The following is a 15,682-nucleotide window of genomic DNA, read 5'->3' as shown; positions in this document are numbered from 1 at the left end:
CGGATGACGGTCACGGACAGGAACGGGCTGCGCCACCGGTTCGAGGAGGACGGCTTCGCGGTGGTGCGCGGGCTGTTCGAGGGCGCCGAGATCGACGCGCTGTGCGCGGAGTTCACGGCGCTGCACGCCGCGGGCCCGGTACCGGGTCACTTCGAGCCCCGAGCCACGGAGGCGGACGGCCCGACCGATCCGCTGCACTCCTATCCCCGCGTCCTCCACCCGCACCGCATCAACACGCTCGCGCTGCGCCGTCTCCTCGACCCGCGTCTGGGGAGCATCGTGGAGACGCTGCTGGGCGAGGAAGTCCTGGCCGCGCAGAGCATGTTCTACTTCAAGCCCCCTGGCGCCCGGGGCCAGGCGCTGCACCAGGACAACTTCTATCTGCGGGTCGAGCCCGGCACCTGTGTGGCCGCCTGGATCGCCTGCGATGTGATCGACCGTGAGAACGGCGGCCTGGAGGTCGTGCCAGGCACCCACCGCATGGACCTGTTCTGCCCGCGGGAGGCGGACGCGGAGCTGTCGTTCGTACGCGACTACGTGCCCCCGCCGCCAGGGCTGGCCGCCGTGCCCGTCGACATGGCGCCGGGCGACGTGCTGTTCTTCAACGGCAGCCTGGTGCACGGCTCCGGGCCCAACCGCAGCACCGACCGCTTCCGTCGTTCGTTCATCGGTCACTACGTCGGCCGCTCCACCCGGCGCATCGGCGGCTTCTACCGGACGCTGACGATGAGCGGGGAACCCGTCCCGCTGCCCGAGAGCGAGGGCGCGGGCCCCTGCGGCACCGAGTTCGCGGCGCCGGCTCCGCACTGATCCCCCTGCGCGTGGCCTACGTACCGTTCGGTAGTGGGCACTTGACGCCGGCGGAACCGGGCGCTTGGATCATCGGGTGCCGTGTTGCGACCCGGTACGCAGAGGTACGCCCAGCCGGTAGCGGACACCGTTCAAGTCCGGCCAAAGTCGCCAGGACGGCGGGAGCGTCCGAGGCGGGGTCGTACTCGCGATTGATGGAGCGGACATGTCCGCCAAGCGTGCTGCCCGCATCGGTGGCCTCAAAACCGTCGCCGTCCTGGCGGCCCTTTCCCTGCTCGTGGGCTGCGTTTCCGGCGAGGACGAGGGCGAGAGCGACGGCGCGGATGTCACACCGCGGAAGCCGAGTCCCACCGCGGCCCTGACCTCGAAGCCGACCCCCACCCCGATACCAAGTTCAAGCCCAAGCCCAAGCTCAGCCCCGCCCTCCAGGTCTGCCTCGACCCCACCGGCCGTCGACCTCCCGCCCCTGCACGCGGGGTTCGACTACCAGATCGGCGGTGCCTATCCCCCGCCGCCCGGTGTCGGCATCGTCAGCCGCGACCGTTCGGCCTCCCCGGCGCCCGGCCTCTACAACATCTGCTACGTCAACGCCTTCCAGGTCCAGCCGGGCGAAGAGAAGCAGTGGCCCGCCGATCTGCTGCTGCGCGACGGCCGGAGCAAGGTCGTTGTCGACGGCGACTGGGACGAGGTGCTGCTCGACATCCGCACAACGGCCAAGCGCAAGCGCGTCGCGGCACGGGTCAACCGGTGGATCGACGGCTGCGCGGACAAGGGCTTCGACGCGGTCGAACCGGACAACTACGACAGCTACACCCGCTCACGCAACCTGCTGACCGCCGCCGACGCCACCGCGTTCATCACCCTGCTCTCGGCCCACGCGCACGCCCGGCAACTCGCCATCGGCCAGAAGAACACCGCGGAGTTGGCGGGACTCAGGAAGCGGGCCGGGCTCGACTTCGCGGTGGCGGAAGAGTGCGGCGAGTACGACGAGTGCGGGCTGTACGCGAAGGCGTTCGACGACCGGGTGGTCGACATCGAGTACACCGACCGGGGGCTGCGCAAGGCCTGTTCCGCCTTCGGTGACCGGCTGAGCATCGTGCGCCGGGATGTGCTGGTGTCGACGCCCGGCGACGCGGACTATGTCCGCAGGACCCGATGACCACCTCCGGCGGGCCGACGAGCACACGAAGACAGGTGCCCTCGGGTGAACGGGGGCCCACGAAGTGGACGTACCAAAGGGCATGGTGACATTGCACGCCGTCGAGCAGCACGAACGCCCGTCGGCGAACGCCGGGCGCCCGTCGAGGCGTTTCCGGGTGCCCCGGCAGTGGCTGTTCCTGCTCGCGGTGGTCGCACTGCTGACCCAGATGGCGGTCGCGATGGTCACGACGGCCGTGCGGCAGACACCGACGATCGACGAACCCGTGTACGTGGGCACAGCGGTGGTCTACGTCCAGCAGCACGACCTTCGTTACAACCCCGAGCATCCGCCGCTGGGCAAACTGATCATCGGAAGCGGGCTGGTGTTCGCCCACCCACACCTCGACGCCGGCTTCACGGGTGACCAGACGGCGCTGGGAAAGCGTGTGCTGTACGAGTCGGGCAACGATCCCTGGCGGCTGATGCTGTGGGCCCGGCTGCCGGTGATCGTGCTGACGCTGCTGTTCGGACTTGTCGTCCTCGCGTTCGGCCGTGAACTGGTGGGCCGCAAGGGCGGCTTGGTGGCGCTCGCCCTGTACGCCTTCTCGCCCGACGTCATCGCACACGGCTCACTCGCCACCCTCGACCTACCGGCGTGCGGATTCCTGCTCACGTCGGTGTGGCTGCTGTGGCGGGCGCGCCGGCGTCCACTGCTTCACCTCCCGCTCGCCGGGGCGGCGCTGGGTGCGACGGTGGCCACGAAGATGAGCATGCTGCCCGTGGTTCCGGTACTGCTGCTCCTGGCGGTCGTGTCCGTCTGGCGGGCGCCCGGCCTCGACACGCGCGCGAAGGTACGTCGAGCCGTGGCCGCGGCGTCCGGCGTCGCGCTGGTGGCCCTGGCCGTGGTGTGGGCGACGTACCTCGCGGTCGACCCGCACCTGCGCTGGACCACGCCCGCGGACCTCCCGGCCGTCCATGGCCTGCGCGCGCTCCTCAGCGACCTGCTGCCCTTCCCACAGCCGTACCGGGACGGCATGCGCGTCCAGTTCGGCTACGAGAACCACACGTGGGACAGCTTCCTGTTCGGCCGGCACTATCGCGGAACGCTCTGGTACTACTTGCCGGCCGCGCTGCTGGTGAAGACGCCGCTGGGCATGCTGGTGCTCTGGTCGGCCGGCGCGGTGGCCATGGTCGCCGTTCCCCGACTGCGGCCCGCGGCTCCGTACCTCCTGATCCCGTCGGCTCTGCTGCTGGCCACGGCGATGAGCGGCTCCCGCGATCTCGGCGTCCGTTACGCCCTCTTCCTGCCGCTGTTCCTCGCGGTGGTGGCCTCCGCCGTCGTCGCACTCCGCCGGCGATGGGCGTACGTCGTCACGGCGGCCCTGGTGCTGTTCGTCGCCGTCAGTTCGCTGCGCACCTACCCGTACTACCTGCCCTACTCGAACGAGGCGTTCGGCGGACCGTCGAAGACCCATCTGCGCTTGCACGACTCGAACGTCGACTGGGGCCAGGACCTGGGCCGCCTGGCCGACCGGCTGGACGAGCGTTACCCGCAGGAGCGGGTCTGGCTCGTCTACAAAGGCGCCGGTGAGCCGTCGTACTACGGCATCGAGGCGGACGACCCGCGTACGGTGCCGCCGGACGAGGTGCACGGTCTGCTCGTCGTGTCGGACTCCTCGATCGCCAAGGCCGAGGGGCCGCTGGCGGAGCTGCTCGACGGGAGCACGCCGATCGACGACGTGGGCCACTCCATCACGATCTTCCGCAGGCCGTAAGCCGAAGCTTGCGGACATTCCTGCCCTCAGGTGACGGTCCGGCGTGGGAGCCCCGCGGTGGTCGGCCGGTCGCGCATCCTCAACAGCGCATGACCGGCACCGGGCCGGTCGCGGCTGTGCAGGAGGATCCGGTGCTCACCAGTCCCACGTCTCGTAGGACCCTCGCCGCGTTGGCGGTGCTGGCCGCCGCCGAGGTGGCCTTCCTGGGGCAGCCGTCCGCGGAAGCCGTTCACCGGTCCGCCGCTCCCCCGGTGCCTGCTCCGGCGACCCTCTGTTCGGACGCAGGCATCCTCAAGGGTGAGGGCGGGCAGCGTGCCTCGGTCAGCCTCTGCGTGGGCACCGGCGGTCCGAACATCTCCGTGTCCGCTCCGGCCCGTTGCGGGCGACCCGGGACCGTGAAGTACACCTGTGTTACGTCGGGCACCTGGACCGTACGGCGGGACGGGCAGACCATCGCGACGGGCCCGCTCCCCAGCGGCAAGGAGTACCCCGGCCCCGGGACCTACGACATCAGCGGCAGCGTGCACGTGCGTTCGTCGCCCGCCGGTGTCGATCTGCGCGGCGAGGTCCACGCCACGCTGACCCTGACCGAACCGAAAACGTCACCGACGCACCGCATCGAGGTCGACCGGAGCGTGCTGCGGCCCCACTCCGTGACCGCGCTGACGTACACGGTCGCGCGCGACAGCGACCGCGGGGACGGCAGCGCACGCCTCGGGATCATCGCGGAGGAGTCGTCCGGCGTGGAGCTGACCACGTCCGACCCCCGTTGCGTGAATCCGCTGACCGGCCGCTACCCGTCGACGACCAGGAGCGGCCACGCGCTGGACTGCGCGCTCACCGATCTCCAGCCGGGCCGGCCCTCCACCGTCGTCGTCCAGGTGTCGGTGCAGGACACCTGCTCCACGGTCGTCTCCAAGGCGGGTTACTGGATGCCTCAGGGCCAGACCGTGTTCACCGGGGGCATGCTCGTCGGGCCCACCGTCACGTGCGAGGAGTGAGCAGGTCCAGCACCCGCTCCCAGCGGAACTCCGGGCTCCCGCCGTCCTGTTAGGCCTCCCCGGAGTACGGCGTGCCGAACCGGACGCCCATCGCGCCCAGCCGGTCGACACTCGCCCGGTAGGCGGGATGCGCCGCCAACGCCTCGCTCACACAGGGCAGTACGGCGATCGGGACACCAAGCCCGTACGCCTCACAGAGAGTTCCCAGGGCGAGGGTGTCGGATATCCCGGCCGCCCACTTGTTGACGGTGTTGAAGGTGGCGGGTGCCACGGCCACCGCGTCCGGTGCCGGGAAGGGCCGGGGGTCTCCTGGGGCCCTCCAGGCCGAGCGGATGGGGCGGCCTGTCTGCGCCTCGACGGCCGTGGCGTCGATGAAGCCGAGGCCCTGCGGGGTGGCGATGACGCCGACCTCCCAGTTCCGCTCCTGTGCCGCGGTGATCAGTTCGCCGATGTCCGAGGCGATACCGGCCGCGCAGACGACGAGATACAGGAAGGGCTTCTCCGGGTGTTCGCTCACGCGGCAGACCCTAGTGAACCGGAAAGGTGTCCCCGCGCTCGGAGTCGGGGCGGGGGCCGAGGATCCGGCGTTCCTTCTCCTCGATCCGTACGTCGTTGATGCTCGCCTCGCGCCGGGTCATCAGGCCGTGCTCGTCGAACTCCCACAGCTCGTTGCCGTAACTGCGCCACCACTGGCCGTCGGAGTCGCGGGACTCGTACTGGAAGCGGACGGCGATGCGGTTGCCGTCGAAGGCCCAGAGGTCCTTGCGGAGGGCATAGTCCAGTTCGCGTGCCCACTTCGCCGCCAGGAGTTCGACGATCTCGGCGCGGCCCGTGACGAAGGCGTCGCGGTTGCGCCAGACCGAGTCCTCGGAGTAGGCGAGCGAGACCTTGTGGGGATCCCTGGTGTTCCAGGCGTCCTCGGCCGCCTGGACCTTCTGGGCGGCGGTCTCGCGGGTGAACGGCGGGAGGGGCGGACGGTCGGACATCGAGTCTCCCTGAAACAGAGGGAGAACGAGCGTTCTCCCTGGTGACTGCTACCGTAGAGAACGGTGGTTCTCGCGTCAAGGATTGGCCCGTACATGGACAGCACAGCCCCGCGCGAGCAGGCACCGGGCCTTGCCCGGGAACAGGCACTGGGCCTCGCCCGCGAGCAGGCGCTGGACGCCGCGGAGGAGTTGTTCTACGGCCGTGGCGTCCAGAGCGTCGGCATGGACGACATCCGCGGCGCCTCGGGGATCTCCCTCAAGCGCCTCTACCAGCTCTTCCCGGCGAAGGAGCAGTTGGTGGTGGCGTACCTGGAGCGGCGCGACATCCGCTGGCGGCAGCGGCTGGCCGAGTACGTCGACCGGCAGGGAGAGCCCGAGCGGCGCGTCCTTTCGGTGTTCGACTGGCTGGGGCAGTGGTTCGCGGAGCCCGGTTTCCGCGGATGCGCCTGGATCAACTCCTACGGTGAACTGGGCGCCACGTCGCCACGCGTGACCGCCCAGGTCCGCGCCCACAAGCGGGCGTTCAGGAAGTACCTCGGGGATCTCGTGACCGACGCCGGGCTCCCCGCCCCGCTCAGCGACCAGTTGTATCTGCTCGCCGAGGGAGCCATGGTGACCGCGGGCATCACGGGGAACGCGGATCCGGCCGAGCAGGCGGGGGCGGCCGCGCGGCTACTGGTGGAGGCTCAGCGGTAGGCGCGGCGTTCAGACTTCGGACACCGTGATGGCCCCGACGGGGCAGGCCCGTGCCGCCTCTCGCAGCATCGGGTGGCCCGCGCCGCGTTCGCGGCCGGGTAGCAGCTCACTGATTCCGTCGTCGTCCTGAGTGAAGACGCCCGGGGCGGCGAGGGCACACTGCCCGGCGCCGATACAGACGTCCTTGTCGATCGAGATCGAGATGTCGATGTTCATGCTGGCAGCTTCTTACCGGGGCACAGGGTGTGCCAGCCGAGAGCGCCGGCCCGAGCGGATGATTTGCGCCGGTGCGGGTATTGGACTCTGCTGGGACAGAACCAGTACCACGCAACGATGGCACGGAAATCATGCCTCTTGAGGGGGAGTACGAACGCAGCCCGACGCAATGGGTGCGCGACCAGGTCGGGCTGTACGAAAGTTCCAGGGGCAGCAAGGGGGGGTCATTGCAGGACACGGGCCTGCCCGTCATCATTCTCACGACCCGGGGTGCCAAGAGCGGCAAGATCCGCAAGACGCCACTCATGCGCGTCGAGCACGACGGGAGCTACGCGGCGGTCGCCTCACTGGGCGGCGCCCCCGGGCAATCCGGTCTGGTACTTCAACGTCAAGTCGGACCCCCACCTGGAGCTTCAGGACGGCGCCGAGCGCCGGGACTACACCGCCCGTGAAGTCACCGGCGAGGAGAAGGCGCAGTGGTGGGAGCGCGCGGTCGCGGCGTATCCCCCGTACGCCGACTATCAGAAAAAGACCGACCAGCAGATGCCGGTCTTCGTGCTGGAGCCGACGAGCGACTGACCGACGCCGAATTTCCTTCGCGTCGGCACGCATGCCCGGCCGACCGCCGGGCACCCGAGGATCAGGCCCCGCCGCGTCCCCCCGTCGCGGCGGGGTTTTCCCCTGTCCCGTCCGTACGCGCGGCTGCCCGTGCGGTTCGTGCGTCGGTCACGTCGAGGAAGACGTGGCCGGCCTGGGGGACGGCCCAGGTGACGGAGCGTTTGATGCGGATGGCGACGTCTTCGACCTCCTCGCTGTCGAGCCCGGGAGCGAGGTCGATGCGGGCGGCCACGAGGGTCGAGTCGAGGCCCAGTTCCATGGTGAACAGCTCCTCCACGCTGTCGATCTCAGGCTGCGCGTCCAGTACGGCAAGGATTTCGCGACGCTGCTCCTCGTCGGCGGCCTGCCCGATGAGCTGCTCGCGCGCGTCACTGCCCAGCCGGTAGGCGATACCGACGAGCAGCACCCCGATGGCGAGCGAGGCGGAGGCCTCCCACACGACCTGGCCCGTGACCATGTGCAGGGCCATGCCGGCCATCGCGAGGGTCACGCCGAGCACCGCCGTGCCGTCCTCGGCGACGACCGTACGCAGCGCGGGATCGCGCAGACCGGCCTTGCCGCCCTGTTTACGCACCTGGTGGAGCGCCCGCAGCAGCGAGGTGCCCTCGGCCAACAGGGACACCCCGAGGACGACGAACCCCGCGACGTAGCCGCCGAACGACTCGTCAGCGCCGTTCCTGAGGGCCTCGAAGCCCTGGAAGAAGGAGAAGCAGCCGCCCATCACGAAGATGCCGACGGCGGCGAGCAGCGACCAGAAGAACCGCTCCTTGCCGTAGCCGAACGGGTGGCGACGGTCGGCGGGACGGCGGCTGCGGCGCAGCGCGGCGAGCAGGAAGACCTCGTTCAGGCTGTCGGCCACCGAGTGCGCGGCCTCCGAGAGAAGCGCGGGCGAGCCGGAGAGCAGCCCGCCCGCCGCCTTGGCCACGGCGATCAGCAGATTGGCGCCCAGCGCGACCAGCACGGTCACCCGGGTCCTGCGGTCCGCCCCATCGGACTGGCCCCGTTGCTTCGGTTGGCCCGATGGGTTCGGTTGGTCCTTCGATTGGCTGCTCATTCCGGCCGATTTCCCAGGCCCACCCGCCTCACACCGTGGACTCGGCGGGAATCGGGGAACAAATGCGCCTGGGAACCCGTATCGCGGCATTACACACATCAAGGAAGTGAGGCGTCGTGGGCGAAGCTGAGGGAAACGCCGAACTCGGCAAGAAGGCGTTCAAGCGGTCCAAGAGCCATTTCGCGGACCGTGTCACGGCGGACGGCCGGAACGGCTGGCCCGTGGAGGCGGGGCGCTACCGGCTGGTGGTCAGCCGCGCCTGCCCCTGGGCGAGCCGAGCGGTGATCTCGCGCCGTCTCCTCGGCCTGGAGGGCGCCCTTTCGCTGGCGATCACCGATCCGATCCAGGACGACCGCAGCTGGCGGTTCACCCTGGACCCGGACGGCCGCGACCCCGTTCTCGGCATCCGCTTCCTCAGCGAGGCCTACGACGCGCGGGAGACCGGCTACCCCGGAGGCGTCAGCGTGCCCGCGCTCGTGGACGTACCCAGCGGGCAGCTGGTCACCAACGACTACCAGCAGCTGACACTCGACCTCGCCACCGAGTGGACGGCCCTGCACCGGGACGGCGCGCCCGAGCTGTATCCGGCAGCGCTGCGCGACGAGATCGACGAGGTCATGGCGGACGTCTACGAGGACGTCAACAACGGCGTGTACCGGGCCGGCTTCGCCTCGCACCAGGAGGAGTACGAGGTGGCCTGCCGCGGCGTCTTCCGGCGGCTTGATCTCCTGGCCGAGCGGCTCGGTTCCCGGCGTTATCTCGTCGGCGAGGCGATCACCGAGGCGGACATCCGGCTGTTCACCACGCTCGTCCGCTTCGACGCCGTCTACCACGGCCATTTCAAGTGCAACCAATGGAAGCTGACCGAGAACCAGGTCCTGTGGGCTTACGCCCGCGACCTCTACCAGACGCCCGGTTTCGGCGACACCGTCGACTTCGACCACATCAAACGGCACTACTACCAGGTCCACACGGGCATCAACCCGACCGGCATCGTCCCCCTCGGACCCGACCTGTCCGGCTGGCTGACACCTCATCACCGCGAGGAGCTCGGCGGCCGGCCGTTCGGCGACGGCACCGCGCCGGGCCCGGTGCCCGAGGACGAGAGGATTCCGGCGCGGGGGCGCCCCTGACGGAATGCGGCCGTCGGGCCCGCTGCGGCTTCAGCGCCGTCCTTCGGCCGCAGTGGCGCACTTCAGCCGCGGCCCCGCACTTCAGCCACAGCGGCGTTCGCCGCCGCCGGACCTGCTCCGGCTGTCGGTCCCGCCTCCGTTCCGGCGGCGTACCTGGGCTGTCAGTCCTGCTTCGGCGCGGTCGTCGCCGCGTGGCGCAGGGTGAAGGAGTGTCCGGCCGGGTCGGAGTAGCCGCGTTCCTCGAAGGGGCCGGACGGGTCCTTCGTCTCGATGGGGCGCCCGCCGAGGCCGATGATCCTGAGCTCCGCCGCGTCGAGGTCGTCCACGTGGAAGTCCAGGTGGACCTGGAGGGAGCTCTCGGGGCGCGGCCAGCTCGGCGGTGTCGCCGACATGTCCCGGCGGAACGCCATCCGGATGCCATCGGTACCCCTGATCTCCACACGGTTCGCGTTCGCGTCCGTCTCCTCGGCGTCCAGCAGCTCCTTGTAGAAGGCGGCGAGCTTCTCGGGTTCGGCGCAGTCCAGCACCACGACGCCTGCCGTGACCAGTGTCATGCTTCCTCCGTACGGGTTCCCGGGCGCCGACGGCCTCCCCGGGCGTCCGCTGCCTCGTCCTCCCGTGTTACCGCGTACGGCGGATTCAGTCGGCCACGAGCCATTCACCGTCGCGCATGTGGTGGCGCCCGGCGATCTCGTTGACCTCGCGCCAGGCCTGTACACGCTGTGGGGTCACCTGAAGTAGAGGTTGGTGGTGGAGAGTTGGCGCGGATCGTCATGGCGACGGTCAACCCGGCCGGGATCGTCGTCGCCTCTCGTACCCGCTCGCCCAAGAAAGCGGAACATGCACGCTGACCTCCTCTTCACCGGCGGCCCTGTCCTCACCCCCGAGGGGCCGGCCGCGGCTTCCGTCGCTGTCATCGGCGACCGGATCACCGCCGTCGGGCACACCGAGGTGCGCGAACTGATCGGCCCGCGGACCGAAGTGGTCGATCTCGCCGGACGGCTGCTCCTGCCCGGGTTTGGACGCGCACATCCACCCCGTGCCGGCGGGCCTTGAGCTCTCCCGGTGCGACCTCACCGGGACGACGACGGCCGGGGACACGCTCGCCGTCGTCCGCGCCTATGCCGACGCGCACCCCGACCAGGAGTGGATCACCGGCGGTGGCTGGTACATGGAGGCCTTCGAGGACGGTACGCCGACGAAGGAGCTGCTGGACGCGGTGGTTCCGGACCGGCCGGTGTATCTGCCGAACCGCGACCATCACGGCGCCTGGGTCAACAGCCGTGCCCTGGAACTCGCCGGCGTCACGCGGGACACGCTCGATCCGGCCGACGGCAGGTTCGAGCGGGACGCGTCGGGCGAGCCCACCGGGATGCTTCAGGAAGGGGCCATGCAGTACGTCGGCCGGCTCACGCCGTCGGCCACGCCTTCGGACCGGCTCACCGCTCTGCTGCATGCCCAACGGCATCTGCACGCGCTCGGCATCACCGCCTGGCAGGACGCGCTGGTCGGGGAGTTCCTCGGGGCACCAGCTTCATCGATCGCAAGCAACTGGCCTCGTACGTGACCGAGTTGGGCGCGCTCGGCTTCCAGTGTCATTTCCACGCCCTGGGCGACCGGGCCGTACGCGACGCACTGGATGCCGTGGAGGCGGCACGGAAGGCGAACGGGCCGAGCGACACGCGTCCGCACCTGGCGCATCTCCAGGTCGTGCACCCCGATGACGTACCCCGGTTCGCGCGCCTGGGTGCCACGGCCAACATCCAGCCGCTGTGGGCCGCTCACGAGCCGCAGATGGACCAGCTGACCATCCCCTTCCTCTGGCCCGAACGGGCCGCCCGGCAGTATCCGTTCGGCGCGCTCCTGCGCTCCGGGGCGCGTCTCGCGGCGGGCAGCGACTGGCCGGTCAGCAACCCCGACCCGCTCCAGGGCATCCATGCCGCCGTCAACCGGGTGGCCCCGGACGAGCGCGGCCCGGTGTTCCTGCCCGCCGAACGCATCGGTCTCCTGGCCGCGCTGACGGCGTACACCGCGGGATCGGCCTACGCGAACCACCTCGACGAGACCGGGAGCGTACGGGTGCGGGCCCTGGCGGATCTGGTCGTCCTTGACCGCGACCCGTTCGCCGGACCGACGGAGGCGATCGCCGGGACGAAGAGCGCGCTGACCTATGTGGGCGCAGAGCGCGTCCACGCGGCGCCCGACGCCTGACACCTCGTGCAGCAGCCGCGTGACTTCTTGGACAACCGCCCAGGTATAGTGGACAGCTGTCCAAGAAGTGCATGACTGAGCAGGGGGGCTTGCCGGACGATGGGGACAGTCGCGAACGTGTTGGTGGGCCTGGTGGCCGCGCTGCACGCGTACATCCTGGTCCTGGAGATGTTCCTGTGGGAGCGCAAGCCGGGCCGGGGCCTGCACGGGTTCGACGCGGAGATGGCGCGGGCGACCGCGCCGCTGGCCGCCAACCAGGGCCTCTACAACGGGTTTCTGGCGGCGGGACTGGTGTGGGGACTGATCGTCGCGGACCCGACCGGTTTCCGCGTCCAGGTCTTCTTCCTGGTGTGCGTGGTCGTCGCCGGAGTGTACGGATCGGTGACCGCGAACCGGCGCATCCTCTTCGCGCAGGCGCTGCCGGGCGCGCTCGCCCTGGCCGCCGTCCTCGTCGCACGGTGACGTCGCAGGATCCGCGAGCCGCCCGCACCCGGGCGAAGCTGCGCCAGGCCCTCCTGGAGGAGTGCGCCGAGCGCCCGCTGGAGGAGGTCGGTGTCGCCGCCCTGGTGCGACGGGCCGGGGTCGGCCGGGCCACCTTCTACGTGCACTACGCCGATCTGGAGGCGCTGGCCGTCGACGCCTGCGCCGATGTCGTACGGGAGGCAGTGGACGCACTGCACGCGTGGCGTGGGCGGCCCGACCCGGTGTCCGCGCCGCCCGCTCTCCTTGCGTTCTTCGCCGGGCTCCCCGCGCACGCACCTCTCTACCGCGCCCTCCTGAGCCCGGGCGGCGGCGGCCCGCTCGGCCGCGTACTGCACCGGGACCTGCGCGCCCGCAGCCTCGCCGAGCGCACCCTCCTGGGTGCGCCCGACGCCCCGCTCGTCGCCTCCGCCGTCGCCGCCACCTTCGCGGGGGTCCTCGGGGACTGGCTGCACGGCCTGCTCGACGCCACTCCCGAGGAAGTCGCCCACCAGGTCTGGCAGTTGCTCGTCACCCTGCACCGGAGCCGATGACGTCTCACTGGCAGGCCACGAAGTCCTTCGCCTCGGGCCATGCCTCGACCCCGTGGGATGTACGCATGTACGCCGTCGCCTTGTCGTCCGTCAGCCAGAGCTGCCAGTCCTTGAAGCGGTATCCGGTGTCGTGCGCGTCGGCGGGCATCGGGACGTCACCGTCGTACGCGGCGGTGAGCAGTTCGCTCCCCAGCACCCCCTTCGGATCCCGCGCGTACTGCCTGCTGTCCTCGTCCCGGCCCATCCCCAGGAAGTGCGCGCTCTCCCAGCCGCAGTGCTCCGCACCCGCGGAACTGGACAGCACCGTGGTGGCCACACGGTGGCCGGCGCGGTCGGTCCAGATCTCCTGCGAAATCGAGTCGGTGTAGCTCGCGGGGAGTTCGGCGGGGTCGCAGGAGGCGTTGGTCTCCGGACCCCAACCGGGGCGGTCCGGCTGGTCCTTGGCGACGACGACGGCGACCTTCGTCCTGCCGTCGACGTCGTAGGAGAACAGGACACGGTCTCCCCGCCTGCTCTCGATCCGGTAGCCGTGGTCCGGCAGTTCGGGCTGGTCCATGTCGAAGAACGCGTTCAGGCCCTCCTCCGGTGTCGAGCCGCCGTCCCCCTTGGTCCACGTCTCGCCTCCGCTGCCGTAGTAGATCTCGCCGTCGCATTCCAGCGCCCGCCCGGCCGCGCCCGAACCCTCCTCGGCCTCTCGCTCACTACCGTCGGCGCTCTCCCTGAACGGCAGGTCCAAACGCCCCGCGTACGGCGTGGCCGGCGGCGTTCCGGTGACCACGAGGTCCTCACGCATCCCCTCGCCGCACCCCGCAGCTGTCAGCCCCAGCACAATCACCATCGCTGCGATCCGTTTACGCATTCCCATCCCTGTCCGCCGTCTGCCGTTCTCTACCTCCCTCCTCCGACGCGGGAGCGGCAGTGATCGTTCAGTGCCTAGCGGGCCGCCTGGAAGGTACGTCGGTACGCCTGGGGTGCGACGCCGATCGCGGCGTGCAGGTGCTGGCGCAGGGAGGTGCCGGTGGCGAAACCGACCTCGCCGGCGATCTGGTCGACCGACAGGTCGCTGGACTCCAGCAGATGGCGGGCCCGGGAGACACGTTGCTGGATGAGCCAGCGGCCGGGGCTCAGACCGACCTCGTCGTTGAAGCGGCGGGCGAAGGTGCGCGGGCTCATCCGGGCGTGGCCGGCGAGATCGGACAGCGCCAGCGGGTCACCCAGTCGGTCAAGAGCCCACGCTCGTGTTGCGGCGGTGCTCGTCGCGGCGGACTCGGGCACGGGCTGTTCGATGTACTGGGCCTGACCGCCGTCGCGCCAGGGCGGCACCACGCAGCGCCGGGCCACCTTGTTGGCCAGCTCACTGCCGTGGTCCTTGCGCAGGATGTGCAGGCAGACGTCGACTCCGGACGCGGCACCGGCCGAGGTGAGGATCGTGCCGTCGTCGACGAACAGCACGTCCGGGTCCAGTACCACGTGCGGGAACATCCGCCGGAACAGGTCGGCCAGCAGCCAGTGCGTGGTCGCCGGCCGCCCGTCCAGCAGACCGGCCGCCGCAAGCACGAACGCGCCCGTGCAGATGGAGACGATGCGGGCGCCTGGTCGGATCAGTGCGAGGGCGCGAGTCACCTCTTCGGGGAGTTCCACGGTGACGCTGTCCGGGTTGACGGCCGGGATCACCACCGTGTCCGCCGTGCGCAGCACTTCGGGGCCGTGCTCGACGGTGACCGAGAAATCCGCGTTGCTCCGCACCGGCCGGCCGTCGACGGTGCAGGTCAGCACCTCGTACCGGCCGTCCGCGGCACCGAAGATCCGGCTGGGGATACCCAGCTCGAAGGGGTAGACGCCGTCGAGCGCGAGGACCACGACACGTTCCACAGGAGGCATGGCACGATCTTATCGGTTATTGGCAATCTTGCCATTTCCCTGGTGGCCGCACCCCGGCAGGCTGGTGCACATGAGCCAAACGAACACGATGCGCGCGATCAGTCAGGACGTCCTCGGCGGGCCCGAGGTGCTCAAGGAAGTGGAGAAGGAACGGCCCGTACCGGGGCCGAGCGAGCTGCTGGTCCGGGTGCACGCGGCCGGGCTGAACCCGACCGACTGGAAGCACCGCGCGGGCGGCCATTTCCTCAAGGAACCACCGTTCGTCCTGGGCTGGGACGTCTCGGGTGTGGTGGAGTCCGTCGGGATGGGGGTCACCCTGTTCAAGCCGGGTGACGAGGTCTTCGGCATGCTGCCCTATCCGTTCGGCGTCGGTGCGCACGCCGAGTACGTCACCGGTCCCGCGCGCGCCTTCGCGCGTAAGCCTTCCAACGTCGACCACGAGCAGGCTGGTGCCATTCCGCTGGCCGCGCTGACCGCCTGGCAGGCCCTCGTCGACACCGCCGACGTACGGCCGGGGCAGCGGGTGCTGATCCACGCGGCGGCCGGCGGGGTCGGACATCTGGCGGTGCAGATCGCCAAGGCGCGCGGCGCGTATGTGATCGGCACCGCCAGCGCGGGCAAGCACGACTTCCTGCGCGAACTGGGCGTCGACGAGCCCATCGACTACCGGGAGACCGACTTCACCGAGGCCGTGAGCGACGTGGACGTCGTCCTGGACACGGTCGGCGGCGACTACCGATCCCGCTCCCTGCGCGTCCTGCGCGAGGGCGGCCTCCTGGTGTCGATCCTGCCCCGGGGTGCGAAGGACCTCATCGAGGAGGCCGAGAAGCTCGGCGTACGGGCGATCGAGCTGCTGGTCGAGGCCGATCACGCCGGGATGAACGGGGTCGCGGAGCTGGTCGAGGCGGGGAAACTGCGCGCGACCATCGCCGGGTCGTTCCCGCTGGCCGAGGCCGCCAAGGCGCACGCACTCGGCGATACCGGCCGGACCGCGGGCAAGCTGGTGCTGATCGTCGACTGAAAGCCATCGCCAGAAGTCGTTGATCGAGTCGACCGGCGGGGGGTTTTCAGTGTTGGGGCAAACCCGCCCGATTGGTGTGCATAGGTTGCCGGGGGGGGGAAACGGGCGCCCCCTAGGTGAAAAAGAA

The 15,682-nt window shown here is 70.3% G+C and carries 16 protein-coding genes and 2 pseudogenes; 11 read left to right on the top strand and 7 right to left on the bottom strand.

Annotated features, from left to right (window positions below; all coding sequences use genetic code 11):
* The first annotated feature begins 3 nt into the window (after window positions 1–3).
* From ACFWP7_RS10585 to ACFWP7_RS10570, 4 genes are all read left to right on the top strand, one after another.
* Entirely contained in the window at window positions 4–810 is an 807-nt protein-coding gene (locus ACFWP7_RS10585) for a phytanoyl-CoA dioxygenase family protein (RefSeq protein ID WP_384379191.1), read from the top strand.
* A 205-nt stretch (window positions 811–1,015) separates the two neighbouring features.
* Entirely contained in the window at window positions 1,016–1,969 is a 954-nt protein-coding gene (locus ACFWP7_RS10580) for an endo alpha-1,4 polygalactosaminidase (protein ID WP_384379188.1), read from the top strand.
* An 82-nt stretch (window positions 1,970–2,051) separates the two neighbouring features.
* Window positions 2,052–3,725 carry a phospholipid carrier-dependent glycosyltransferase gene (locus tag ACFWP7_RS10575; protein WP_384379185.1) on the top strand — a complete coding sequence of 558 codons (1,674 nt, stop codon included), beginning with the start codon at window positions 2,052–2,054 and terminating at the stop codon, window positions 3,723–3,725.
* Between the two features lie 89 nt (window positions 3,726–3,814).
* Complete coding sequence (locus ACFWP7_RS10570; protein WP_384379182.1) at window positions 3,815–4,726, top strand: hypothetical protein; 912 nt, start codon at window positions 3,815–3,817, stop codon at window positions 4,724–4,726.
* A 49-nt stretch (window positions 4,727–4,775) separates the two neighbouring features.
* On the opposite strand, the gene ACFWP7_RS10565 is transcribed toward ACFWP7_RS10570, so the two are convergent.
* Entirely contained in the window at window positions 4,776–5,243 is a 468-nt protein-coding gene (locus tag ACFWP7_RS10565) for a flavoprotein (RefSeq protein WP_384379179.1), read from the bottom strand.
* 10 nt (window positions 5,244–5,253) lie between these two features.
* Window positions 5,254–5,712 carry a nuclear transport factor 2 family protein gene (locus tag ACFWP7_RS10560; RefSeq protein ID WP_384379176.1) on the bottom strand — a complete coding sequence of 153 codons (459 nt, stop codon included), beginning with the start codon at window positions 5,710–5,712 and terminating at the stop codon, window positions 5,254–5,256.
* A 93-nt stretch (window positions 5,713–5,805) separates the two neighbouring features.
* Between ACFWP7_RS10560 and ACFWP7_RS10555 the strand changes: the two genes are divergently transcribed.
* Entirely contained in the window at window positions 5,806–6,408 is a 603-nt protein-coding gene (locus ACFWP7_RS10555; protein ID WP_384379173.1) for a TetR/AcrR family transcriptional regulator, read from the top strand.
* Between the two features lie 9 nt (window positions 6,409–6,417).
* Here the strand turns inward: ACFWP7_RS10555 and ACFWP7_RS10550 are convergent, their stop codons facing one another.
* The gene (locus ACFWP7_RS10550) at window positions 6,418–6,624 is read right to left on the bottom strand and encodes a ferredoxin (RefSeq protein ID WP_384379170.1); all 207 of its coding nucleotides are present in this window, start codon (window positions 6,622–6,624) and stop codon (window positions 6,418–6,420) included.
* Between the two features lie 131 nt (window positions 6,625–6,755).
* Between ACFWP7_RS10550 and ACFWP7_RS10545 the strand changes: the two are divergent.
* Window positions 6,756–7,203: pseudogene (locus tag ACFWP7_RS10545) on the top strand (nitroreductase family deazaflavin-dependent oxidoreductase).
* 61 nt (window positions 7,204–7,264) lie between these two features.
* On the opposite strand, the gene ACFWP7_RS10540 reads toward ACFWP7_RS10545, so the two are convergent.
* Window positions 7,265–8,395, bottom strand: coding sequence for a cation diffusion facilitator family transporter (locus ACFWP7_RS10540; RefSeq protein ID WP_384379167.1), 1,131 nt, complete (start codon window positions 8,393–8,395; stop codon window positions 7,265–7,267).
* A gap of 17 nt (window positions 8,396–8,412) precedes the next feature.
* Here ACFWP7_RS10540 and ACFWP7_RS10535 point away from each other — a divergent pair, with 17 nt between their 5' ends.
* Complete coding sequence (locus tag ACFWP7_RS10535; protein ID WP_384379164.1) at window positions 8,413–9,429, top strand: glutathione S-transferase family protein; 1,017 nt, start codon at window positions 8,413–8,415, stop codon at window positions 9,427–9,429.
* Window positions 9,430–9,590: 161 nt separating this feature from the next.
* Here the strand turns inward: ACFWP7_RS10535 and ACFWP7_RS10530 are convergent, their stop codons facing one another.
* Window positions 9,591–9,983: a VOC family protein gene (locus ACFWP7_RS10530; protein WP_384379161.1), complete on the bottom strand. Its 393-nt coding sequence runs from the start codon at window positions 9,981–9,983 to the stop codon at window positions 9,591–9,593.
* Between the two features lie 286 nt (window positions 9,984–10,269).
* On the opposite strand from ACFWP7_RS10530, the pseudogene ACFWP7_RS10525 reads away from it, so the two are divergent.
* The 3 genes and pseudogenes from ACFWP7_RS10525 to ACFWP7_RS10515 all read left to right on the top strand — a co-directional run bounded on the left by ACFWP7_RS10525 (window position 10,270) and on the right by ACFWP7_RS10515 (window position 12,653).
* Window positions 10,270–11,640, top strand: a pseudogene (locus ACFWP7_RS10525) (amidohydrolase).
* A gap of 99 nt (window positions 11,641–11,739) precedes the next feature.
* A complete protein-coding gene (locus ACFWP7_RS10520; RefSeq protein WP_384379158.1) occupies window positions 11,740–12,102 on the top strand; it encodes a DUF1304 domain-containing protein in 363 nt (120 codons plus the stop codon).
* Window positions 12,099–12,653, top strand: a complete 555-nt coding sequence (locus tag ACFWP7_RS10515; protein WP_384379155.1) for a TetR/AcrR family transcriptional regulator — start codon at window positions 12,099–12,101, stop codon at window positions 12,651–12,653. The genes ACFWP7_RS10520 and ACFWP7_RS10515 overlap by 4 nt, the downstream gene beginning before the upstream one ends.
* A 4-nt stretch (window positions 12,654–12,657) precedes the next feature.
* On the opposite strand, the gene ACFWP7_RS10510 is transcribed toward ACFWP7_RS10515, so the two are convergent.
* Together ACFWP7_RS10510 and ACFWP7_RS10505 are read right to left on the bottom strand one after the other, a co-directional pair.
* The gene (locus ACFWP7_RS10510) at window positions 12,658–13,512 is read right to left on the bottom strand and encodes a hypothetical protein (protein ID WP_384379152.1); all 855 of its coding nucleotides are present in this window, start codon (window positions 13,510–13,512) and stop codon (window positions 12,658–12,660) included.
* 74 nt (window positions 13,513–13,586) lie between these two features.
* The gene (locus tag ACFWP7_RS10505; RefSeq protein WP_384379148.1) at window positions 13,587–14,534 is read right to left on the bottom strand and encodes a GlxA family transcriptional regulator; all 948 of its coding nucleotides are present in this window, start codon (window positions 14,532–14,534) and stop codon (window positions 13,587–13,589) included.
* Between the two features lie 70 nt (window positions 14,535–14,604).
* Between ACFWP7_RS10505 and ACFWP7_RS10500 the strand changes: the two genes are divergently transcribed.
* On the top strand, window positions 14,605–15,555 hold the full coding sequence (locus ACFWP7_RS10500; RefSeq protein WP_384379145.1) for an NADP-dependent oxidoreductase: 951 nt from the start codon (window positions 14,605–14,607) through the stop codon (window positions 15,553–15,555).
* Window positions 15,556–15,682: the final 127 nt, after the last annotated feature.

Source organism: Streptomyces sp. NPDC058470, from assembly GCF_042721055.1.
GTDB lineage: Bacteria > Actinomycetota > Actinomycetes > Streptomycetales > Streptomycetaceae > Streptomyces.
The sequence above is the reverse complement of the archived record's forward strand: the minus strand, read 5'-3'. Positions and strand labels throughout refer to the sequence as shown.

What these genes read in the sequence shown, in the direction of transcription:
- ACFWP7_RS10520 (WP_384379158.1), top strand. Translation starts at nt 11,740, where the DNA reads ATGGGGACAGTCGCGAACGTGTTGGTGGGCCTGGTGGCCGCGCTGCAC.
- ACFWP7_RS10570 (WP_384379182.1), top strand. Translation starts at nt 3,815, where the DNA reads ATGACCGGCACCGGGCCGGTCGCGGCTGTGCAGGAGGATCCGGTGCTC.
- ACFWP7_RS10560 (WP_384379176.1), bottom strand. Translation starts at nt 5,712, where the DNA reads ATGTCCGACCGTCCGCCCCTCCCGCCGTTCACCCGCGAGACCGCCGCC.
- ACFWP7_RS10530 (WP_384379161.1), bottom strand. Translation starts at nt 9,983, where the DNA reads ATGACACTGGTCACGGCAGGCGTCGTGGTGCTGGACTGCGCCGAACCC.
- ACFWP7_RS10555 (WP_384379173.1), top strand. Translation starts at nt 5,806, where the DNA reads ATGGACAGCACAGCCCCGCGCGAGCAGGCACCGGGCCTTGCCCGGGAA.
- ACFWP7_RS10500 (WP_384379145.1), top strand. Translation starts at nt 14,605, where the DNA reads ATGAGCCAAACGAACACGATGCGCGCGATCAGTCAGGACGTCCTCGGC.
- ACFWP7_RS10575 (WP_384379185.1), top strand. Translation starts at nt 2,052, where the DNA reads ATGGTGACATTGCACGCCGTCGAGCAGCACGAACGCCCGTCGGCGAAC.
- ACFWP7_RS10580 (WP_384379188.1), top strand. Translation starts at nt 1,016, where the DNA reads ATGTCCGCCAAGCGTGCTGCCCGCATCGGTGGCCTCAAAACCGTCGCC.
- ACFWP7_RS10585 (WP_384379191.1), top strand. Translation starts at nt 4, where the DNA reads ATGACGGTCACGGACAGGAACGGGCTGCGCCACCGGTTCGAGGAGGAC.
- ACFWP7_RS10510 (WP_384379152.1), bottom strand. Translation starts at nt 13,512, where the DNA reads ATGCGTAAACGGATCGCAGCGATGGTGATTGTGCTGGGGCTGACAGCT.
- ACFWP7_RS10550 (WP_384379170.1), bottom strand. Translation starts at nt 6,624, where the DNA reads ATGAACATCGACATCTCGATCTCGATCGACAAGGACGTCTGTATCGGC.
- ACFWP7_RS10505 (WP_384379148.1), bottom strand. Translation starts at nt 14,534, where the DNA reads ATGCCTCCTGTGGAACGTGTCGTGGTCCTCGCGCTCGACGGCGTCTAC.
- ACFWP7_RS10540 (WP_384379167.1), bottom strand. Translation starts at nt 8,395, where the DNA reads ATGTGTGTAATGCCGCGATACGGGTTCCCAGGCGCATTTGTTCCCCGA.